Here is a 23,067-nt window from a genome sequence, read left to right as displayed (position 1 = left end):
GAAAGAGGCTGACAGCTATGTCCTTGCCGCGCAAGTTGGCCGAATGGATCGTCAATTCCAGGTTTCGCATCAAATTAATGCTGTCCTATTTCTTCCTGGTAAGCTTCATCATTCTGATTCTCGGGTTCGCCTATTATCAGACCAGTGCCCGCAACATGCTGGATAATGTCAAGGAGAGCGTCAGCAATGTCGTGATGAACAATAATCTGCTGCTGGAGGGCAAGCTGCAGGCCATTCGGGATAATACCGACGTGCTGCCGATCGATAATGAACTCTACGAAGTCCTTGCCGGGGTCGATCCGAAGAACACGGAATCATTGCTGAAAACAGACCGCCGCATCACGCAAATCCTATACAAGTATTTCGGCCGGAGCCCGGAAGTGTACTCCTCGTTTGTCATGACCCGTTTCTACAACTTCGGCAATAATGCCCAAATGTACGTGCCTGCGGACGCATTTTATGGAACGGATATGGTCCGGCAAGCCCGGAGCGGGCAGGGCAACCTGATCTGGATCCCCACCTACTCCTTCGCCGACATCTATAAGCAAAGCGATATGAGAACGCTCAGCTTCGATTACAATGAGCTGTTTTCCGCAGTCAAAGAGCTTTACCAGACTTATATCGACAATGATGGAGCTTTTCTCACGCTGCCGGCTGGTGTAGAGAAGCCTATTCTGCTGTTGAATTTCAAGCCGGAATTTATCCGGGAGGTATTCGAGGATTATGCCCGCAAGAATGAATATGCCAATGTTTCCTTCGGCGTGATCAGCAGGGAAGGCTCCGTTGTAACCGATTCCAATGAAGAAGGCATTCCGCGAGCGGGCAATTCCGCCCCTTCCTGGTTGAACGAGGCCCGTTCCATGCGGGAGGGCAGCTTTATCAAATCCGTCGATGGCAGGAAGACGCTGATCTGCTTCGATTTGATGGAAAGCACGGACTGGCTTTCCTATATCCAAATCCCCGTCGATGACGCGCTGCATGATCTGAACGCCCTGAAGCTGTATTCGATCGTTTTTCTGGTGCTGATGCTGCTCGTATCCGCCCTATTCGCGTATCTGCTCTCGATCTTCATCACGAGGCCGATTATCCGCATCAAGAAAGGAATCAAGCTGATGGAAAGGGGCAATTTCCAGGTATTTATTCCAGGCGAAGGCCGGGATGAGTTCGGCCATCTGATCCAGAAATTCAATCAAATGAATGAGCGGATCCACGAGCTTATCGAACAAAATTATGCCTCCCGGATCAGGGAAAAGGATGCCGAGCTGATGGCGCTTAATTTGCAGCTGAACCCGCATTTTTTGTATAACACCTTAACGACCATTTACTGGATTGCGGTTGAGAACAAGCAGGATGAGATCAGCCGGATCATGCTCAGTCTGGCGGAGATGCTGAAGAGCACGACCCGGAACAAGAACGAAACCTGGCCCCTGTGTACGGATTTGGACTGGTTGAACAGATACATCTACATTATGGGAAGCCGTTTTGAGGACAAGTTTACGGTAACGATTAAGATGGAGGAAGACATGCTTGAGGCTGAGGTTCCCAAGCTGTTTCTCCAGCCTTTTGTGGAGAATGCTATCATCCATGGCTTCGAGGAGATGGAGAGCGGCGGATCTATTCATATCAGTGGATGGCTGGAGGGGAATTCGCTCCTGTTCTCGGTCGAAGACAATGGAAAAGGGTTCGACCAGCCCAGCCTGGAAGGCTTTCGAAATGGGCAAAGCCGCTTAACGGGCATGCAAAATGTGGATAAGAGGATCAGACTGCTTTATGGACCGGAGTTTGGCGTCGAAGTCATTTCACCCCCGGGAAGGGGAGCCACCATTCTTGTCCGTATCAGCGGCTATTCCCGTAAATCCAATGAAAAGCTCCAAATCCAATGATTTTCGAATTGAGCATGATGAAAACGCTTGCTAACATGAAGAGGCCAAAGGCTGCAGCGATGGCAATGTACGTTGACGATGGAGGGGGAGCGAAAGCGGATGCGAATGCAACGAATATGGAAAATGAACAGGTGGGTTCTCGTGTTAAGCATAGTGCTGTTATTGGCGGCATGTGGAACATCCAATTCAACCGATCCAAGCAGTGAAAGCGCTGCATCCACGAATGGAGAGGATGCCGATGCGCCGGCAAACGCCGGGAAGCAGGAAGAGATTACGTTGACCTATGCAACCTGGGGATCTCCGAACGAGAAGAAGGTTCAGGAGGAGATGGCCAAGAAATTCACGGAGCTCCACCCCCATATCAAAATTAAATACATGCATATCCCCGGCGATTATGTCACCAAGCTGACGACGATGTTTGCGGGCAATAATGCGCCGGATGTATTCCCGCTGTACAAAACCCAAACCCTGCAGTGGGCGGAGCAGGGAAAGCTGTATAACCTGAATGATTTTCTGGCGAGCGATCCAGACTTGAACAAGGATTCTCTCATTCCCAATGCCATCATGTATTGGGACCAGGATAAGGTAGCAGGCATCAAAGTGGCGGAGGAAGCCTTTGCTCTATTCTACAATGCGGATATGTTCACGGAAGCGGGAGTGGAGCTTCCGCCAACCTCGGCCGAGCAGGCCTGGACATGGGATGAGTTTCTGGATACAGCCAAGAAGCTGACGATTGACAATAAAGGAAATAATGCGCTTAGCGCGGAATTCGATCCGGCGAATATCAAACAGTATGGCGTCCGTTTCAACACATGGATGTGGCATTTGATGGTTCCCTCCAATAATACCAGCGTTATTGCCCCTGGCGGTGACAAGCTGAATCTGGAGGATCCTGCCGTTATCGAGGCCGTGCAGAAGCTTGCCGATCTGGTGCATGTGCATCATGTAGCGCCTTCGACGACCCAGGAGAAGAATATGCCTTCACCGGCCATTGCGCTGCAAAGCAAGAAAGTGGCCATGGATCTGGACGGCCAGTGGGTACAGCTTGATCTGGGCGCGGCCAAGGTCAATTACGGGGTAGGCGTGCTGCCAAAGCTGAAGGAAAGCAAAACGATTCTGTTCGGCGAGCCCGAGGTCATGTCGGCGACAACCAAACACCCGGAAGAAGCATGGATGTTCTACAAATTCCTGCTTAATGCCGAGAGCGGTCTCGAGATGCATTCGAGCGGCTTATGGATGCCGGTCATGCGGGACTGGTACACGCAGTCGGACCTGATTGCCAAGTGGGCTGAGGTCAAGCCGGGCCATCAGGATGGCTTCAAGGATGCCGTCATGCGGCAGACGCTGGAGAACGGCGAGAATTCATTCGACTATTATCTGAAAAACTCGGATAAAATCAATGCCATTCTTACGCCGGCACTCGATCAGGTATGGCTCGGCAAGAAAAGCGTCGAGCAGGCCTTCAAGGAAGTTTCGGCCAAGGCCAATGCAGAATTTAAAGGAACTTACCCCAAGGGATAAGGACGTCAGGCATTCGCCCGCAGCGGGCGAATGCCTGGCTGTTACATGAATTCATTCAATAGAAAGCGGGGGATGAGGGTGCAATCTCTATCGGCGCTAAGGAGAAAAGAAAACCGTCTTGGCTGGCTGTACGCTTCGCCTGCCATTCTGGGCTTTGCCATTTTTGTGCTCGGCCCCATGGCTGCCAGTCTCTGGTTAAGTCTGACCGACTACCAGGTGGCCAGCAGCCCTCATTTTGTCGGCTTCGATAATTACGCCAGCCTTTTCAATGGCACAGACACCTTCTTCTACAAGTCGATCGGCGTTACCTTCTATTATGTCATGCTGAGCGTGCCGCTCCAGATTATCACGGCTTTCTTCCTGGCTGTTCTGCTCAATCAGAAGGTAAAGGGGCTTGCCGCGTTCCGGGTAATCTTCTATCTGCCGACCATTGTTCCGCTTGTGGCCTCATCGATGGTATGGCTGTGGCTGCTGGACCCGGACCTGGGATTCCTCAATACGATACTGCGCTCCTTTCATTTGCCGGAGAGCCAGTGGATTTACAGTGAGACCACGGTCATTCCTACACTGGTAATGATGAGCTTATGGACCGTCGGCGGCACGATGATCATATTCCTGGCTGCCCTTCAGGATATCCCGAAGCATTATTATGAAGCGATCGAAATTGACGGAGGCAGCTCTTTTCACAGACTCGTGTATATCACCATTCCGCTTGCGACTCCCAGCATTTTCTTCAATGCCATTATGGGCCTTGTAGGCGGCTTCCAGGTGTTTGTGCAGCCGTATACGATGACCGGAGGCGGCCCGAACGATTCGAGTCTCTTTTATATTTTCTACTTGTTCCGGGAAGCTTTCACCTTCTCGAATATGGGCTATGCCTGCGCCATCGCCTGGGTGTTGTTTATCATCATCATGCTCTTTACCGTCCTGCTCTTCAAGTCGTCGAAGAAATGGGTTTATTACGAGAATGGGGGGGCTTAGCCGGATATGGCACTCAGACGCGGTTTATACCGAACATTGCTGTATGGGGTTCTGGTTATCGGTTCCCTGATCTGTTTGTTTCCCTTCTACTGGCTTCTGCGCAGCTCGCTGATGGATTTGAGCCAGATTTTCGTGGTTCCGCCCAAATGGATTCCGTCGCCGTTCAACTTTGATAATTTCAGACAGCCTTTCGAGGTGCTGTCGTTTGAGCGTTATTTTCTGAACACCTTTATCGTGGTGGGCGGCGTTCTGGTCGGGGTACTGCTCTCAAGCACCATCTCCGCCTACAGCTTTGCACGGATGAAATGGACGGGGAGGGACAAGATGTTCGCTCTTCTGCTGAGCAGCATGATGCTGCCCTTTGCGGTGACGCTGATTCCGTCCTTCATTGGCTGGCAGGCGCTGGGTCTTGTAAATTCGTATGCACCGCTCATTGTCCCGGCTTTTTTTGGCGGCGGGGCGTTCAATATCTTCCTGCTGCGCCAGTTTTATATGTCGATCCCCAAGGAACTGGATGAAGCCGTATTCGTCGACGGGGGTTCGCATTTCACAATCTTCAGCAGGATCATTCTGCCGCTTTCCCGTTCTGCCGTGCTTGTTATCGGTCTGTTTTCCTTCCTGGGGACATGGAACGATTTTCTGGGGCCGCTCGTTTACCTGAATGATGAAGTGAAGTTTACGCTTGCGCTTGGACTTCAGCAGTTCCGGGGCATGTACAATGCGGAATGGGGGGTTCTGATGGCGGCCTCGCTGCTGGTGCTGCTCCCTGCGCTGATTGTATTTGCGATTGGGCAGCGTTATTTTATGGAAGGAATCGCGTTGACCGGGATTAAAGGATAATGGATGCAATACAGCTTGCGATGACCGCTGTTTGGGGGAAATTCGGACTGGGTATAATCTCTTATAAATAGATGATCAATTTATGAGGGAGCCGAAGCCGCGATGGATAGAAATCATACGATGATGCAATTTTTCGAGTGGCATGTCGAGTCCGACGGCAAGCATTGGAACCGGCTCAAGGAGCTTGCCCCCAAGCTGAAGGAGCGGGGGATCGATTCGGTCTGGATCCCTCCTGTAACCAAAGGAACCTCCGTCAACGATACGGGGTACGCGGTATATGATTTGTACGATCTGGGAGAGTTTGACCAGAAGGGGACGGTCCGCACGAAATATGGCACGAAGCAGGAGCTGCTGGAAGCTATTTCGGTCTGCAGGGACCATGGCATCGCCATCTATCTGGATTTGGTGATGAACCATAAAGCGGGCGCCGATGAGAAGGAAGTGTTCCAGGTAATTGAGGTCGATCCCAACGACCGGTTGAAGGAAATCTCGAAGCCCTTCGACATCGAAGGCTGGACGAAATTCACCTTTCCGGGACGGGGGGACAAATACTCCTCCTTCAAGTGGAGCTTCGAGCACTTCAACGGGACGGACTATGATGCCAAGGCCAACCGGTCGGGCATATTCCGGATCACCGGCGAGAATAAGGTATGGAATCATAACGTCGACGATGCCTTTGGCAATTATGATTATTTGATGTTTGCCAACATTGATTACAACCATCAGGCAGTCAGGAACGAAATGATTTCCTGGGGCAGGTGGCTGGCGAATGAACTGAAGTGCAGCGGGTACCGGCTGGATGCGATCAAGCATATCGACCGCAATTTTGTGAAGGAATTTGTGGAGCAAATGAAACAGGAGCATGGGGAGTCTTTTTACGTGGTGGGCGAGTTCTGGAACTCCGATCCCGGCGCCTGCCAGGAATTTCTTGAAGAGGTGAACCATGGGCTTGACTTGTTTGATGTCTGCCTGCACTACAAGCTGTTTGAAGCCTCGCGGGCCAAGGGCGAATTTGATTTGACCAAAATTTTCGAGAATTCGCTGGTGGCCACTCATCCGCTTAACGCGGTGACGTTCGTCGATAATCATGATTCCCAGCCCAATGAAGCGCTTGAATCCTGGGTCGAGGACTGGTTCAAGCAGATCGCCTATTCCCTGGTGCTGCTGCGGAAGGATGGCTATCCGTGCGTGTTCTATGGCGATTATTTCAAAATCGGCGGGGATGAGACGATCGAAGGGAAGAAGGAGGCGATCGATCCTCTTCTGTATGCCCGTTACCATAAAGCGTACGGGGAACAAAAGGATTATTTTGACGATCCCCATGTTGTGGGCTGGGTGCGGATGGGCGTGAGTGAATTTGCCGGCTCCGGCTGCGCCGTCGTCATCTCCAATAAAGCGGAAGCATTCAAACGGATGTTTGTCGGTGAGCGCCGCGCCGGCGAGATATGGGTAGATCTGACCAATACGCGGAAGGATCATATTGCCATTGAGCAGGACGGAAATGCGAATTTTCCGGTGAATGGGGAAAGCGTGTCGGTGTGGGGACTTCCGGAAGTGCCGGTTAAATAAAGCTGAAGATTACACAGGCAGCGGCCTTCTCCATGTGGAGAGGGCCGCTGTTTGCGTGCGGTTGGACTATATTGGGGACAAGCCTGGTATTAATCGCTAATCAATGCGGCGGCGTTTCGCTGCATGTGCAGTCCGCTTCTGAAGCGGCAGCGCAGGAGTCTTTCAAGTCCTGCTTATCATCCGGGAGTTCGACCCATCGGGAAGCCCAGGTGGATATTACGTTGAAGAGCGGCGCAAGGGCATAACCTTTATCCGTTAATTTATATTCAATCCGAACAGGTGTTTCAGGATAAACATCACGACGTATAATGCCTTCAGCTTCAAGCTCCTTCAACCGGTCCGAGAGGACCTTCCCGCTCAAATTCGTGACCGAGTTCTCAAGATTGACAAAGCGGTGCGGGCCGGAAAGCAGCTGGTAGACGATCATGGCATTCCAACGTTTGCTTAACAGCTCAATGGCCTTTGCGAACCGGGGACAATCCTGCTGATCTATCATCTTCATCACCTCATCTGACTTTCATTATACCTCTTTGAACCCTGAAATAAATAAACCTGCGTATTTTAAATCAAAAATTTGACGAACTATACTTATTTAAATATACTTAATTACATAAAGTAAGTAAATAGCAGGCTAGTAAGAAAAAATCTTCTGATAAAAATGGAGGGCTTCCAAATTGATACCGTCCCTGTTTATTAACCATGGTTCGCCCCTTATGGCGCTGCAGGAATCTGATTATACCCGTTTTCTTGAAGAAACGGGAAGAAGATTCACGCCCAAGGCAATTGTTGTATTCAGTGCCCATTGGGAGGAGCGGGTTACGACCATCTCCTTTGCGGAAGGACCGCTTGCGACCATTTATGATTTTGGCGGATTTCCCGATGAGCTGTACCGGCTGACCTATCCGGCCCCCGGGGACCCTGAGCTGGCTGCGAGGATTGAGCAGATGTACAGCGGGCATGGCATTCAGACCAGAAGAGATGATAAGCGCGGGCTGGATCATGGCTCATGGATTATGCTCCGCTATATGTATCCGGAAGCCAATATTCCGGTTGTGACGATCTCGGTGAATCCTTTCCAGACGGCTGCCGAGCAGTTCCGGATCGGCGAAGCGCTGAAGGGTCTTGGAGAAGAGGATATTCTGATTATTGGCAGCGGCACGACGGTGCATAATTTTAATTATATTAAATTCGGGCAAACGGATGCCGAGCCCTGGGCGGAGCAGTTCGATGACTGGCTGATTGATAAAGTTGAGCGGCGTGACCTTGAATCGCTGTTCCACTATGCGGAGCTTGCGCCTTATGCTTCGCGCGCGGTTCCAAGGGCCGAGCATTTTATTCCCCTTCTTCAGGCGATGGGCAGCGCGGACAGCTCGAACGCGGTCCAGCCTGTTCTGCTGTACCGGGGCTATCAGTTCGGCACATTCAGTTATACCTGTTTCGAGTTTTAATGAAGGAGCAGACGGTTTAATAATGGGACCAGTCACCCAGAAGGCGTTAGCTGCCGCCTTGGGACGACTGGTCTTTTGCGCGCCAGTGATTAATGGCAGACCATAAACTTTAGGATTGCCCCAGTGTAATCCTAAACAAGGTAGGCTAGTATGAATGAAAGGGCATTTCCCAATTAATTCCCTGTGATAAAATAGCCTTGTACAAGTTGGAGGACACTCATAAAGGGAAGGTGAATTATGCTGCGTGTACTGATTGTCGATGACGAGTTTGAAATCCGTGAAGGTTTGCGTAAGCGCTTTCCTTGGAACAGCTTTGGTATTGATGAGGTGTATGCCGCCGATGATGGAGATACGGCTCTGGCCCTTGCTCTGGAGAAGCGGCCGGAGCTGATTGTGACCGATATTAAGATGAACCGGTTATCCGGTCTCGATTTTCTCCGCTCTCTCTCCGAAAAAGGCGAATATGCCTGGAAGGCGATTGTCGTCAGCGGATACGATGATTTTGAACTGGTCAAGCAGGCTATGCAGATCGGGGCCATGGACTATATTCTGAAGCCGATTAATATCGAAGAGCTGGGTCAGCTTACGGTCAAGGCTATCGATCTGATCCACAAGGAACAGCTCGACCGGCATAATCAGCTGCTGCTGCGGAATCAGGTGCAGTACGCCGTACCCAAGATGCGCGAGGAGCTGTTCCGGGAATTGATCGTCCATGATTATGATCCTTACCGCGAAACGCGTATGCAGCATCGTCTGCAGACTTTGCAGCTGGAATGGACGGCGCAGCATCCGCTGCAGCTGATGCTGCTGGAGGCGGATGATCTGAAGGCTATCGGCAACCGCAAAGGATACCGGAGCGAGAAGGAGCTTGTCGTCTTCGGGATCGGCAATGTTGTAAACCAGACGCTGGAGGAGGACTTTCCGTATCCATTCGCGCTGTTCACCGATACGCAAAGCCGCTGGGTTGTGCTGCTCAGCTGCGCCGATGCAGAGCAGACGCAAAGAGGCAGGGAACTGGCCCTGACCTGCATCAAGCGGATTAACGAATTCGTCAAGGTGAAGGCCAGCGTCAGCATATGCGCGTCCCCAAAAACATTGAAGCATGTTCATGAGATGTTTGTGGAAGCCTCTGACATGCTGGAGCAGAAGGCAGTTTACGGCGGCAACCGCCTGTTCACGGAGCAGGGCTTCTGTATGGAATCCGAAAGGGAGGACCTTTCACTCAGGGAGCTCGATGAAGTGCTTGATTTGGTCAAATACGGCACGGATGCGGAGATTTCGGCGGCCATGGACCGCTTTGTGGAGATGGTGCAGGCTTGGGGGCTGATACAGGTTAGGGATATCCAGCAGCGGATCTTCGAATGGCTGTTCGAGGTATTCAAGCGTGCGGCCGCTGCCGGCTGGCAGAATAAAAGCTGGGGCAAAAACCCGATCACCCTGTGGGAGGAGCTGGAACAGTACGATACCCTGCATTCGCTGCGTGTGCAGACGGAGACCTTCCTGCTTGAGATTGCCCGGGATTTCCGCAAGCTCTCGTCCAATCCCTGCCAAATTGTAAGCGAGGCCGAGAAGATTCTCCACAAGCAGTTTGCCGATGGACCCACGCTGCAGAGCGTGGCTTCAGAGGTGCATGTCACGCCGGTCTGGCTGAGCAAGCTGTTCCGGAAAGAAAAGCAGAAGACGTTCCTCGAATATTTGACGGATATCCGGATGGAGCAGGCCAAAGAGATGCTGAGCGACGTGAGGTTTAAGGTGTATCAGATCTCCTACCAGGTCGGCTACAAGGACCCGGTGCATTTCTCCAAGCTGTTCAAGAAGCAGGTGGGCTGCACGCCCAAGGAATACCGCAGGCAGAAGGGAATAGCCGATGAGTAAGACTTATATGCGTTTGGCCTACTCCTTCCGGAACCGGATGATTATTATTTTTTTTGCGATTATTATCGTTCCGTTCCTGCTGTTTGCCTACTACGCGCATATCAAGTCAATCGAAGGTATCTCCAATGCGAATTCGACCTTTTCCATGAGCTATTTGCAGCAGGCCAAGACGAATTTCGAAGCCTATCTCCATGAACTGAATGATCAGATCAATGCTCTGATCGGCAACAAGGACCTTCAGCAGGCGCTGGAGCAAATGCCGGGTACCACGGTTCATGAAGAGGATTTTACCGTTAGTATGGTCTCCACGTTATATAAGAACACGCCGCTGATCGACGCGCTTCGTGTGCGCGTATATCCGCTGGATCCTTCCCGGTACCCCACTTATATGAGTACGATTGGGGAATCCGATCAATTGGGCAGGGAGGACTGGTTCATCCAGTCCAAAATGGAAACGCTGCCAAGATGGCATCTGTTTATGCCTCAGAAGGGACGATATGCAAGGCCGCTGCTCTCCTATATCAAGCGGTTCTCCGGCTTGTACGATCGGAAGGCGCGGGGTATCATTGTGGCTGATTTGTCAGAGAACCAGCTGCAGCGCTTCTTCACCCCTTCAGAGAAGATGAAGGGGCAGAAATTTCTCGTTCTGGATGACAAGGGGGAGGTGCTGTATGATTCCTCCAACAATGCCTGGACAGGTAGTCCCATTCCATCCGACAGTTTTCCGGCATGGACGGGGCAGGCAGCGGAAGGCTCGAAGACAATCGACATCGGCGGGGATGCCCATCTGGTCACCTATGTCAGGATGGACAGCGAGCCTTGGCTCATCGTCAGCCTGACGCCGCTGCACACCCTCATCGGTCCGATTAATGAGCTGAACCGGCTGCTTGTCCTGTTTCTGGTTATTTATCTTTTATGCTGCCTGGGGGTTGTCATGTACATTACGCTGTATTTCACACAGCCTATCGCCAAGCTGGTGCGTCATATGCGCAGGCTGGAGACAGGCGATTTCCGTTTTCTCTTCCCCTGGTCTGTCAGACGGGACGAAATCGGCTGGCTGTACCGCGGCTTCGGCAGCATGAGCCGCAAGATCGAAGGGCTCATCGAACAGGCATCCCGGTCGGAGCGGAATAAGAAGGAGCTTGAATTTCAGGTGCTCAGCCACCAGATTAATCCCCATTTTCTGTACAACACGCTGGAGTCGATCAGATGGAAGGCCGAGAATCATGGACGAAGCGATATCAGCGAGATGGTCTCGGCCCTTGGCAACCTGCTGCGCCTGAGCTTGAATGGGGGCAAGGACATTACAACGGTCGCCCGCGAGCTTGAGCAGGTGAAGGCTTATGTGCAGATTGAACAGGCCCGGATGGGGAAGCCGGTGCGTATGCTGGTTGCTTTTGACGAGGATATACTTGATCTGCCATTCCTGCGTCTCCTGCTGCAGCCGCTCGTGGAGAATGCGATCCAGCACAGCATCCGCGAGAATTTCGAGAAAGGCAAAATATTCATCTCCGGCTATCGGGAAGAGGAGAATCTGGTGATTGAGATTTCCGATAACGGCAGGGGAATTCCGCAGGAGGTGCTGGACCGTCTGGACAAGGATTCCGGTTCCGGAGACAGGCGCGAAGGAGGGCATCGGGGTGTGGGACTGCGAAACGTCAATGACCGGCTCAAGCTGTACTTTGGCGACGCCTGCAAGCTGATCATTGAGACAGGGCCAGGCACGGGCACGAAGATTGTGATCCGGCATCCCATCCTGAGCAGCGAGTCCGGGCAGGGAGGTGCAGCATGATGAAGCCGCTGCTTGTCTGCCTGCTGCTGGCAATGATGTTAATCTCATGCCAGATGAGCGATAAGTCGGCGCTGCAAACCCGTTCAAACGGGCAGCTTCCTCCTGCCGAGGAGGAGGTGACCCTCAAGCTTTATTTCAGCGGAGACAAGAAGTCCGCGACCGACGAGGTTTGGTCAGCCATTAGCGACTATGTCAGGGGCAAGGGGCTGAATGTGAAGTTCAACGTTTATTTTATTCCCGTCGGCGATTACCGTGACAAGATGCTCGTGATGTCCGCTGCTGGCGACCGGTGGGATATGAATTTTGATGCGGATTGGTTGTCCTACAAGCAGATGGCGGCGAAGGGGGCCTACATGCCGCTGAACGATCTGCTTCCTAAGTATGCTCCTCATCTGTACAAGAAATATCAGGAGCTGGGTACGCTCTCGGCTGCCACCGTGGATGGCAGTATTGTAGGTCTCCCATGGACAATGAAGATGAACCAGCGGCCTTATGCGCAGTGGCGTTCAGACAAGACGAAGGAAGCCGGGCTTAATCCGGAGCCCCTTTCCATTCAAACGATCGAAGAGGTGGATGCGTTCCTGCATGCGCTCAAAGAAGCCTATCCCAATGAAAAGCTGACCCGCACCCTGCCAATGCCGCTTTTTCAGCTGCGCGACGAATGGGTGGATCTGGGCTTTCATGGCATGGGCTTTTATCTGAATGATCCGCTGGTTCAGATCAAGCCGCTTGAGCAGCAGCCTTTCTTCATGGAAGCGGCCATCATGGCCAGAGAATGGTATACCGCCGGAATTATCAATAAGGATATCATGTTCGACAAGGAAGACGGAGCGGCGGTTTGGCGCAGCGGCCATATGTATTTCACCCTGCAGTCGCATGAATGGGTCCTCGCGAACCAGGGTTTTGCCGACAACTCGTTCACCCAGGAGAGCTCCCTGCTGTACCCGGACAGGAAATTCGTTAACCGGACGCCGCTTGCCAACGTCATTGCCATCAACAGGAATTCCGCTCATGCCGATCGTGTGCTGAGATTTCTGGATATGCTGGAGACGGATCAGACGCTGTACGATCTGGTGCAATACGGCATAGAAGGAAAAACCTATGTACGGGATGGCCATTCGGCACTTTACCCGGAGGGGCTTGATACGACGACAAGCAATTATATGGAGTGGGGAGGCCAATGGGCGCTGTGGAAGCCCGGGTTCATGCGCGAGAATCCCACGTACGGCAAGGATTTCTGGACGAATGAAGCTGAATTTGCCAATGCGCCCAACAATGTCGATTCACCGGTTGACGGGCTGTTTATTTCGGAGGACAGAATCAAGAGCGAGCTGGAGCGGCGAGACCGGACTATAGAGGAGCTGGATGGGAATATTGAGTCCGGGATGAACCCAAATCCTGAAGAAGCGGTGAAGGAATATATCCGGATTCAAAAAAATAACGGTTTGGATGCTATTCTCAAGGAAGCGCAAAGGCAGATCGATGCCTATTTAGAAAATAAGAAAGCTTAAAAGCTGACCTGACCTTTTCTGATATCTTTGGGGAGCGATTCGATTCGGCGGGATAGGAGCTGTGGTGCTGCATGGCCGCTATAACAAGGTATTTCCTTGCTGGAGCGTTGGAATAGCGGTAAAGGCGAGATGGAAGCAGGAAAAACCGGCCTGGAGAGTGATTCGATCGGCGGGATAGGAGTTGCTTAGCTGCGCCTAGTTTACTTTAACCGACGTGGGCAGGAGGTTTCGGTAAAGATAATCGCCCTGTCTCTTTGGAAAAGGACAGGGCGTTGTATTAAACAGCAAAAATCTTCCCGGTCCGGCTGATGAGGACGGCATCGGGAAGATTTTTTTGCTGTTCATTTGCGGATCAGGATGGTTTCGGCACGGCAGAGTGTGGCTTTGGCTCCACTGGTTCCGTATCAGTCGCCGCTGGCTTGGGAGCCGAGCTGCGGAGCGGCAATTCCTTCATGAATATGACCAGTACCAGCGCGATCCCGACCAGAACGGTGCCGGATATAAAGACCGTCGTCAGCGAGCTTCGCAGCGCATGGCGGAGCATATCAATCAGCTGGGTAACCAGCGGCTGCAGGTCCTGAGGAAGACTTGCCTGAAGCTGCTCCAGCTGGGGCTTATCCAGCAGGATTTGCGGATTTTGCAGAGGCGCCAATCTACTGAGCACCGCCGGATCCACATTTGACAAGTCCGGTCCCTGCGGGGCGGCGGCTTTAATATTGCTCGCAAGTCGGGACGTCATAATCGAACCCATAACGGCAATACCGATGGTGCCGCCCATGTTGCGGAAGAGCTGTGAAGCAGCTGTAACAACTCCGATTTCCGTCGGCTTCACGGCATTTTGGGCGGCCAATGTGAAGACTGGCATACCGAACCCGAGACCCATACCGAAGAACACCATAATGGCAACCGCCACAGGCACGCTGTTCATGAAGGCCATCATTAGCATGCCCGCAGACATGATAGCCATCCCGATAAGGGCGAACCTTTTGTATTTTCCGGATTTCGTAATCCATCTGCCCGTCAGGGTACTGAGAATAATCATGCTGATGGACATAGGCATGGTCACATAACCCGAATACGTTGGGGATATGCCTTCAACGCCCTGCACGAAGAAAGGAAGATAAATCAAGGCCCCAAGCATGCCGGCATTCATCATGAAACCGGCGACGCTGGCTATCGTTACAACGCTGTTGCGGAACAGGGACAGCGGCAGAACCGGATTTTTCACTTTCCGTTCAATGAGAATGAAGATGATCAGGCTCACCAGGGTAGCGGCGAACAATCCAATCGTCTGTTCCGAGCCCCAGGCATATTTGGTGCCGGCCCAAGAGAAGCCCAGCAGCAGCGGCACGATGGTCAGGGTCAGAAATAGGGAACCCCAATAGTCAATGGTCTGATTGAATTTGCGAACAGGTTTCGGGAATAAAATCATGATCAGGACCAAGGCAATAATGCCGATAGGAAGGAAAATCCAGAAGATCCATTCCCAATCCATATGGTCGACCATCCAACCGCCAAGCGACGGTCCGATAACACTGGAGAAGCCGAAAATCGACATCAGCAGTCCCGTCCATTTGGCCCGTTCCCGCGGAGCGAACAAGTCGCCCACAGCGGAGATGGCGCTTGCCATAATAATACCGCTGCCCACCCCTTGAAGCCCGCGATACGTGATCATCTGCGAAATGTTGGCAGAGGTTCCGCACAGAAACGCCCCGATCATAAACAAAATGATACCGACGATTAGGAACGGCTTGCGCCCGTAAATATCGGACAACTTCCCGACCAGAGCCGTCGATATGGTGGAGGTCAGCATATAGATGGTGACGACCCATGTGTAGCTGTTCAAGCCGTTCAATAGAGCGGCGATGCGCGGCATTGCCGTGCTGACAATCGTCTGGTTAATCGCTGCGAAGAACATTGCGGCCATAATGGCGATCATAATCGTAACTTTTTGTTTACCGGTCAAGTGTTCCATTACTTTGCTCACAACCCCTTTTCTGCCGTATTTAAAGTCTCAATTATTTGCCTAAAGATCCGCTTCAAATGGGCGACATCCTCGGAATCAAGCTGGTCAACCAGTCTGCCGTACAGCAGCACCTGTTTTTCTGTTAGTGTTTCCATTAACACTTTGCCGCTATCCGTAATATTCAGATAGACGACCCGGCGGTCATCCAGATCCCGGTTACGGTCTATATATCCCCGTTCAATCAACTTGTCGGCGATCCCCGTAATGGCTCCGGATGTCACATGCAGACATTCTGCGAGGTCGGCCATTTTCTGGGGGCCCCTTAAATTCAGCATATATAACATCCGAAAATGGGATAAGGAAACAAGGCTCTCCGTCTGTTTATTCCATTCCTCGGTTACTTTCTTCGCTAATGTTTTGAACAGACCATGGATTTCCATCGCGTGTTCATTCAGCGGCATTCTCGACACCTCCTGAAATCTCCCACTATCGGTATACTAGTAAAAGATATAATAGAATATAATTTAGATATATATTGTTTATCAGTAAACTAATAGTACTCCCCTTGAAAAGCTCTGTCAATCCTTAGTTTCGCAATATTTGATCAGCGCGGTTATAGAAATTGACGCACTAATTATAGAAGGAACCATACATCAAGAAGTGCGGCATGGTGACAATAAACATATAGATAGGTTGCCAACCTATTTAATTTATGTTTTAATTCATTCATGGTCAAACTAACAAGGGAATAGGGTTTTGTGCCTTTTTAATGAAAGGAGAGCACGCAAGGATGGAATTATTTTATACGGTTCTGATTCTTCTCGCACTTATCGCAGTTTCCCATGTGCTGAACCGCCGTATCCCGGCCGTTCCCGTCCCGCTGATCCAGATTGCCTTGGGAGCTGCCGTAACCCTGATTCCATCCGGGATACATATGCCCCTTGAGCCCGAGCTTTTTTTCCTGCTGTTCATTGCGCCGCTCCTCTATAATGATGGCAAACATACGCCGCGCAGCGAGCTGTGGCGTCTGCGGGCGCCTATTCTGCTGCTGGCAGTCGGTCTTGTTTTCGCAACGGTTTTCGTTATCGGATATGCCATTCATTGGATGATTCCGACGATCCCGCTTCCGGTCGCATTTGGACTTGCGGCTATTCTGTCGCCCACGGATGCCGTAGCTGTCAGCGCGCTTGCGGGGAGAATCCATTTGCCCAAACAACTGATGCATCTGCTCGAAGGGGAAGCTCTGATGAACGATGCTTCAGGATTAGTGGCCTTTAAATTCGCTATTGCAGCCGCCGTGACCGGCGTCTTTTCACTTCCCAAGGCAAGCGTAAGCTTCCTGATCATCGCCATCGGCGGATTGGTGGCAGGGGCTGTTTTGGCATCCATGATTACCGGGTTCCGGTACCTGCTGCGCCGGTCCGGGCTTGAAGATGAGACGATGCACATGCTCATCCATATTCTGACCCCGTTCGCCCTGTATCTTGCTGCGGAGGAACTGGGCGTGTCGGGCATTCTGGCGGCAGTTGCGGGAGGGGTTATGCATGCGGTTGAACGTGACCGCTCGAACAAAGTAAGGCCGCAGACCAACGAAGTATCCGACAATACATGGTCGGTCATACTGTTTCTGTTGAACGGGCTCGTATTTGTCATTTTGGGCTTGCAGATTCCCGATGTTTTCAGGACTATATTTGAGAGCCCGGTCTATAACAACTATGAGGCAATCGGGTATGCTTTGGTTATTTTCGTTCTGCTGATTGTCCTTCGATTTTTGTGGACCTTCGCGTTCTCTCAAGGCCGAATATTCGGTCCCGACAAAGGGAAGGTAAAGCTTTCATTTAAAATATTGGCCATGACCTCGTTATCCGGCGTGCGCGGCGCTGTCACGCTCGCAGGCGCTTTCTCGATTCCGCTGTTTATTGATAATGGCGCTCCTTTTCCGGAGCGAAGCCTGGTTATCTTTCTGGCGACAGTCGTCATCCTGCTGTCTTTGCTGGCGGCAAGCATTCTGCTTCCCCTATTGGCCAAAAACGACGGAGTCCGCGATGAAGAGGAACTGGCAAACAAGAAATACCGGGGCGAGATGAAGATGATGGGCGCCGCCATCCAGGCGCTCCATCATGCGACGAACGAAGTGAATGAAGCGGAGACCGCAGCTGTCCTGGCTGACTACGGGCGGTGGATGCGGCAAATCCGTCAGCCGGACGTACGAAGATCAGGGAATCCGCGTCTCTCCGGGAGAGAAACAGAGCTGCGTATCGAAGCTCTTGGAATTGAGCGTGAAGAAATACAGCGCTTGCTTGCGGAAGGGGGAATAAGCCGTGAACACGCCGCTCTGTTCCTCAAAAGCCTTGAACAGCTGGAACTCGTATTATCACAGCGGAGTCTGTTCTTGCTCGTTATTCTGAGAAAATTGGCAAGAGGGCTGAAGGGAATCCTGTTGAACAAGATGCGCCTGCCCAAGCTCTCCATGTCAGATCGCCAAGTGCTCAGGCAGATTAAACAGCGGACCAGCGCTGCGGTCATCGAAGCTTTTGAAAGCCGGCGTTTTGATCCGGGCCGTCAGGAAGGGAGAGACATCATTAATCATTACCATTTCCTGAAAGAACGGTTATCCAAGCCTTATCCGGGAATGGAGCAGACAGATCATGAGGGCAATGAGGATGTCCGGCTGGAGCTGCACTGGATTGCGGTCCAGGCGGAGCGGGACGAGGTACAGGCCCTATACGAGCGCGGAGAAATTACCCGGGACATTGCCAATGGCCTCAGGCGGATCATCCGCGACCGCGAGGCATCCATATTGGAGCAGGAATAAGAAGCTGGTTTCCTGCTTCTGCGAAATCGAGGTGATGGTTATGGAGCAAGAGCATGTATCCCCTCTGGTGAAGGAAATGAGAGAAACCTTCGAGAGATTCGCCAGAGCGGAATGGCGCAAACAAACGTCCTTTGGCATCAAATCGAGCGAAATTCGGGTTCTGCTCAGCATCAAGGTTGTGGCTGCCGAAAATGGCCATGGCGTCAATATTTCCGATATCAGCAGGAAGCTGGACGTAACCTCTCCCACTGTCACTCAAATGGTCAAACATTTGATTCACGAAGGTTATGTGGAGCGGGCTGCGGATCCCAGGGATAAGCGGATCTCGCTGCTTGAGCTGACAGATAAAGGGGATGCGGCCGCACAGAAGGCATACGAGCGGTTTACAACCATATTCTCCGGTCTCATCGAGACATTGGGAGAGGAACAGAGCAAGATGCTGGTCAGTTTGCTCAATCAAGTTTATCAGTATCTGCATCACCTTGATATAGACTAAGCTTGGACAAGAAGGGCCCATTCCGATTCAAATATAAATAAGAAGCTTCCAGAGCCACGGATAAAGTGGAACTGGAAGCTTCTTTATTTCATTTATCCTGCTGCGGCACCAGCTTTCTCGCCCTGCTGCAGCTGATACATCTGATAATATTTGCCGTGGAGCCGCATCAATTCCTCATGGCTGCCGCGTTCCTCGATGACGCCGCGGTCAAGCACGAGAATGAGATCGGCATTCCGGATCGTGGAGAGGCGGTGGGCAATGACGAATGTGGTCCGTCCCTGCTTGACGACCTCAAGCGCTTCCTGGATTACCGCTTCCGTCTCTGTGTCGATATTCGAGGTCGCTTCATCCAATATGAGGATCGCCGGATCAAAGGCCAGCGCTCTTGCAAAAGAGATCAGCTGGCGCTGCCCGGCGGAGAGGGTGCCGCCTTTCTCGATGACCGGCTCGTCGATGCCTTTGCGGAGATGCTTCAGCTGCCGGTCTGCGCCGACTGCCGTCAAGGCCTGCTCGACACGCTCGCGGGAGATGGACGGATCGTCCATGGACACATTGGAGGCAATCGTTCCCGTGAACAGGAACGGATCCTGCAGCACGATCCCCATATGCTCGCGCATCGTCTGCCGCGGCATGGTATTGATGTTCGTACCGTCGATCGTAATCCGGCCGCTGTCCACGTCGTAGAAACGGAACAGCAGGTTGATGATCGAGCTTTTGCCTGAGCCGGTATGGCCAATCAGTGCGACGGTCTGACCCTGCTTCGCCTCGAATGTAATGCCCTTGAGCACCTTCTCTTCCGGCTTATAGCCAAACCATACATTCTCGAACGCCACATTGCCCTTGTAGCGAGGTATGCGCTCATCGGATACGGGCTCTCCGGCTTCATCGAGCAGAACGAATACGCGCTCCGCCGATACAAGCGCCGACTCCAGATTCGGCAGCTGGTTCACAATATTGACGATCGGTTGGAACAGACGGTTCAGGTAGTCGACGAAGGCGTATAATACGCCCAGCGTAACCGCTCCCTGCGCGCCGCCGATGGCTCCGGCGCCAAAGTACCAGATCAGCGCGACATAGGCGATATTCCGTATGACATTGACCAGATTATGACCGGTCCAGGCGTTGAGCGAGAGCAGCTTGCTCTTGTAGTTATAATTCTCTTCATTATAATTCTCGAACTCGGCTTCCATCTTCCGCTCCTTGCGGAATGCCCGGATGATGGCCATGCCCTGGATTGTTTCATTGATCCGCCCGTTGATTTCGCTCAGCGTGGAGCGGATGATCCGGTTATAGCGCTTGGCAACCCTGCCGTACAGATAAATCCAGACGGCCAGCACAGGGAGAATGAACAGGCAAATGGCGGCGAGCCGTGCGTTCAACAGGAACAGCGCCGCGTAAATGCCGATCATATTGATTCCGCCTGTGAAGAAATTGGCCAGCACCGTCACATAAAGCTCACGGATGGCCTCCGTGTCGTTGGTAATCCGCGAGACGATTTTACCTGCCGGCAAATTGTCAAAATAACGCACAGGCAGACGGTTGATGTGCTCGAACACATCGTTTCGCATTTTGCGGATGACCCGGTTGGCCGAAGCCTGCAGATAATAACGCTGCCCGTATGCGAACAGGGCGGAGATCAGCACCAGTCCAAAATAATACCAGCAGAGCCGCAGCAGTCCGCCAAGCTCCGGCTGGAAGAACCGGTACAGCTCGGCGTTGCTCAGCCTCTCCGCCTCGTAATTGGCCGACTGGGCTCCCCGGGTAATGGCGATGCCGCCGCCTGCAAGAGCTTCCCTGCGTCCATCGAAGGCTATAGGCCCCGGGACAAAATAATAGCTCCGGCCGATCTGCAGCACACGGACTTCGCCGCTCCGTTCCTCTTCAGGGGCAAAATGGTCGGCCCGCTTGTAGGAGCCTTCCTTATAGTCAGCCGCGAAGCGGTCGCCCGCCGAAGCTGAATACCACGGCTTCTCGATGCCGGTGATATGTACATCGATCAGCCGCTTCGCCACCAGCGGTCCTGCCAGATCGGTCGCCACCGCGACAGTCAGCATCAGCAACGCAAACAGAAGCGGGCGCTTCACCTGCAGCGCATACCTCAGCAGCCGCTTGACCGTGGCTTTCTTGTCTCCGGCCGCTGCGTCAATATCCAAATCGTAATGCTCGTTGTCCACTTCGTTTCACCGCCTTATTCAATCGCCTGCTCGATTTGCTGGCGTTCATATTGTTCTTTGTACCAGCCCTGCCGGCGCATCAAGCCTTCATGCGTGCCCTGCTCGATGATTGCGCCCTCGTCGAGCACCAGAATCCAGTCCGCATGCTGGATGGCGGACAGCCGGTGTGTGGCGATCAGGGTGGTTTTGCCGGCGCGCTCGCCGCGGATATTTGAGATGATCTCTGCTTCAGTTCTGGCGTCGACCGCCGACATGGCGTCGTCGAGCATCAGGATGTCCGGATCTGCGATTAGCGCGCGGGCGATGGATACCCGCTGCTTTTGTCCGCCGGACAAGGCCACGCCGCGCTCTCCCACGAGCGTCGAGAGCCCTTCGGGGAGGAAAGAAAGATCCTTCTTGAAGGCGGAAGCGGCGATGGCGCCGTCCAGATCCTCTTCCGAGGCGTTATCCCGCCCGAACAGGATATTGTTGCGGACGGTCCGCGAGAACAGGAACTGCTCCTGCGGCACATAACCGTACCATGATTTCAGCCGGTCCATATCAATCCGCTCAATCGGAGTTCCTTCGATGCTGATGGAGCCTTGACCCGGCGGATATTCCCGCAGAAGCTGCTTGATCAGCGTCGTTTTGCCGCTGCCGGTTCTGCCGACGATGCCAAGCGTCTGACCCTGCTCCAGTGTAAAAGCGACCTCCTTGAGGTTGTCGACGGAAGAAGAGGGATAGCGGAAGGTAACGTCCCGGAATTCGATCCGTCCTGACCGGGCCGAGGCGACCGGATCGGCCGGATCGGGTACATCCGCCTTGGCGCCAAGGGTTTCGATTACCCGGTCGAGGGAGGCATTGCCCCGCTGCATGATGTTGATCATCTCGCCGATCGCGAACATCGGCCAGATCAGCATCCCGAGATAGACATTGAACGAGACCAGTCCGCCGACAGTCAGCTCATTGTTATAGACGAGATAAGCGCCGTAGCCCAGACCGATGAGGTAGCTTGCGCCTACGAAGATTTTGACAGTAGGCTCGAAGAGCGCATCGATGCGGACGACCGCAATATTTTTGGCCAGCACATCGCCCGTCACTCCCGCAAAACGTTTCTCCGCTGCCCGCTCCTGCACATAGGCGCGGGTGACCCGGATGCCGGAGATGGTCTCCAGAACTCCGTCATTCATATCGCCGAACGCATTTTGCGCATCGGAGAAGCGGCTGTGAATCCATTTGCCGTAGAGGCTGACCAGTATGGCCATCAGCGGCAGCGGGAGAATCGACACCAAGGTCAGTTTCCAGGAAACTAGCAGGGACATCGTCACCAGCAGCGTCGCCATCCACAAGGTGGAATCGATAAAGGTCAGGAGGCCGAAGCCCACTGTTACCGATAATGCCTGCAGATCATTGGTTGCGCGTGCCATCAGGTCGCCGGTCCGGTTCCGCTCATAGAAGCTTGGGGTCATGCGCAGGAACTGCCGCATCAGGCGGGAGCGTTTCATTTTCTCCACGACGAATGCAGCGCCGAACAGCTTATACTGCCAGATGTAGGACACCAGATAAGTGACTACGGTAAGTACGGCGAGCTGCAGCAGGACAAGAACCATACTGCCATGCGTCATGCTGCCGAGCTGGATATTGTCGATGGACCGGCCCACCATCATGGGGGGCAGCACCTCCAATATGCCGCAGATAATGAGCAGCGAGATGGCGAGAATGTACCGTTTGCGCTCCAGTTTGAAGAACCAGCCTAATTTCTGTAAAACAGCTAGCATAAGAACGACCTTCTCTCTAACAATTGGGATGAAGAAGAAATGGCTTCGCCGCCCTCTGGCGGGGCATGCTTCTTCTCTCTGAAATATAAGCAAAAAATGGAGAAAACCTATATTTTGCTTATATTATAAAAAACAAAAGCACACCGCGCGGATACGGTGTGCTTTGCTTCGGCAATAAAAAAGCGCACGCCACGAGGATTCGTGACTTGCGCCCGGAATGACGTTACGCCTTGCGAACGTCGAACGGATTTCAGATCCGTTCCTTGAGGGAGCCACGATAATTATGCAATTGGGCAGTGCGCCGATCATACATGGTGATAGTGTGCTGATGCATTGCGATCATGATTAGTGGCTCCCTTCTGATCCGAGATTTGATTTCGATACTACGTAAGTTATCACGCGAGCTTAAGCATTGTCAATCCATTAATGGAAAATTTAA

The 23,067-nt window shown here is 52.6% G+C and carries 16 protein-coding genes; 11 read left to right on the top strand and 5 right to left on the bottom strand.

The genetic code is table 11. The annotated features are described in order from the left end of the window. Nucleotides 1-17: 17 nt before the first annotated feature. The 5 genes from AC0YOA_RS19615 (at nt 18) to AC0YOA_RS19595 (ending at nt 6,794) form a co-directional block, all read left to right on the top strand. A complete protein-coding gene (locus AC0YOA_RS19615; RefSeq protein WP_475788025.1) occupies nt 18-1,883 on the top strand; it encodes a sensor histidine kinase in 1,866 nt (621 codons plus the stop codon). 141 nt (nt 1,884-2,024) lie between these two features. After that, nucleotides 2,025-3,404 carry an ABC transporter substrate-binding protein gene (locus tag AC0YOA_RS19610; RefSeq protein WP_475788024.1) on the top strand — a complete coding sequence of 460 codons (1,380 nt, stop codon included), beginning with the start codon at nt 2,025-2,027 and terminating at the stop codon, nt 3,402-3,404. A gap of 78 nt (nt 3,405-3,482) precedes the next feature. Further along, nucleotides 3,483-4,385, top strand: coding sequence for a carbohydrate ABC transporter permease (locus AC0YOA_RS19605; RefSeq protein WP_210044949.1), 903 nt, complete (start codon nt 3,483-3,485; stop codon nt 4,383-4,385). A gap of 6 nt (nt 4,386-4,391) precedes the next feature. Then, on the top strand, nt 4,392-5,225 hold the full coding sequence (locus AC0YOA_RS19600) for a carbohydrate ABC transporter permease (protein WP_475788023.1): 834 nt from the start codon (nt 4,392-4,394) through the stop codon (nt 5,223-5,225). 102 nt (nt 5,226-5,327) lie between these two features. Continuing rightward, nucleotides 5,328-6,794: an alpha-amylase gene (locus AC0YOA_RS19595; protein ID WP_210044902.1), complete on the top strand. Its 1,467-nt coding sequence runs from the start codon at nt 5,328-5,330 to the stop codon at nt 6,792-6,794. A gap of 100 nt (nt 6,795-6,894) precedes the next feature. On the opposite strand, the gene AC0YOA_RS19590 is transcribed toward AC0YOA_RS19595, so the two are convergent. Continuing rightward, nucleotides 6,895-7,290 carry a winged helix-turn-helix transcriptional regulator gene (locus tag AC0YOA_RS19590; protein ID WP_475788022.1) on the bottom strand — a complete coding sequence of 132 codons (396 nt, stop codon included), beginning with the start codon at nt 7,288-7,290 and terminating at the stop codon, nt 6,895-6,897. A 178-nt stretch (nt 7,291-7,468) separates the two neighbouring features. Here AC0YOA_RS19590 and AC0YOA_RS19585 point away from each other — a divergent pair, with 178 nt between their 5' ends. From AC0YOA_RS19585 to AC0YOA_RS19570, 4 genes are all read left to right on the top strand, one after another. Further along, nucleotides 7,469-8,242, top strand: coding sequence for a DODA-type extradiol aromatic ring-opening family dioxygenase (locus tag AC0YOA_RS19585; protein ID WP_475788021.1), 774 nt, complete (start codon nt 7,469-7,471; stop codon nt 8,240-8,242). 237 nt (nt 8,243-8,479) lie between these two features. Next, complete coding sequence (locus AC0YOA_RS19580; RefSeq protein ID WP_475788020.1) at nt 8,480-10,117, top strand: response regulator; 1,638 nt, start codon at nt 8,480-8,482, stop codon at nt 10,115-10,117. Then, a complete protein-coding gene (locus AC0YOA_RS19575) occupies nt 10,110-11,909 on the top strand; it encodes a sensor histidine kinase (RefSeq protein WP_475788019.1) in 1,800 nt (599 codons plus the stop codon). Before AC0YOA_RS19580 ends, AC0YOA_RS19575 begins: the two co-directional genes overlap by 8 nt. Beyond that, complete coding sequence (locus AC0YOA_RS19570; protein ID WP_475788018.1) at nt 11,906-13,420, top strand: DUF3502 domain-containing protein; 1,515 nt, start codon at nt 11,906-11,908, stop codon at nt 13,418-13,420. Before AC0YOA_RS19575 ends, AC0YOA_RS19570 begins: the two co-directional genes overlap by 4 nt. A 352-nt stretch (nt 13,421-13,772) precedes the next feature. Here the strand turns inward: AC0YOA_RS19570 and AC0YOA_RS19565 are convergent, their stop codons facing one another. Then, nucleotides 13,773-15,395 (bottom strand): MDR family MFS transporter, encoded by a 1,623-nt coding sequence (locus AC0YOA_RS19565; RefSeq protein ID WP_475788333.1) that lies wholly within the window; start codon nt 15,393-15,395, stop codon nt 13,773-13,775. Between the two features lie 8 nt (nt 15,396-15,403). Continuing rightward, nucleotides 15,404-15,847 (bottom strand): MarR family winged helix-turn-helix transcriptional regulator, encoded by a 444-nt coding sequence (locus tag AC0YOA_RS19560; RefSeq protein ID WP_475788017.1) that lies wholly within the window; start codon nt 15,845-15,847, stop codon nt 15,404-15,406. Nucleotides 15,848-16,176: 329 nt separating this feature from the next. Between AC0YOA_RS19560 and AC0YOA_RS19555 the strand changes: the two genes are divergently transcribed. Both AC0YOA_RS19555 and AC0YOA_RS19550 read left to right on the top strand, forming a co-directional pair. Continuing rightward, the gene (locus AC0YOA_RS19555; protein WP_475788016.1) at nt 16,177-18,201 is read left to right on the top strand and encodes a Na+/H+ antiporter; all 2,025 of its coding nucleotides are present in this window, start codon (nt 16,177-16,179) and stop codon (nt 18,199-18,201) included. 40 nt (nt 18,202-18,241) lie between these two features. Next, complete coding sequence (locus AC0YOA_RS19550; RefSeq protein WP_475788015.1) at nt 18,242-18,697, top strand: MarR family winged helix-turn-helix transcriptional regulator; 456 nt, start codon at nt 18,242-18,244, stop codon at nt 18,695-18,697. Between the two features lie 92 nt (nt 18,698-18,789). On the opposite strand, the gene AC0YOA_RS19545 is transcribed toward AC0YOA_RS19550, so the two are convergent. Next, nucleotides 18,790-20,871 (bottom strand): ABC transporter ATP-binding protein, encoded by a 2,082-nt coding sequence (locus tag AC0YOA_RS19545; RefSeq protein ID WP_475788014.1) that lies wholly within the window; start codon nt 20,869-20,871, stop codon nt 18,790-18,792. A gap of 14 nt (nt 20,872-20,885) precedes the next feature. Then, complete coding sequence (locus AC0YOA_RS19540; RefSeq protein WP_475788013.1) at nt 20,886-22,628, bottom strand: ABC transporter ATP-binding protein; 1,743 nt, start codon at nt 22,626-22,628, stop codon at nt 20,886-20,888. Nucleotides 22,629-23,067 lie beyond the last annotated feature (439 nt).

This window comes from Paenibacillus sp. JT22N12 (assembly GCF_056269365.1).
Note: the sequence above shows the minus strand (reverse complement) of the source record. Positions and strands in the feature narration are given on the sequence as shown.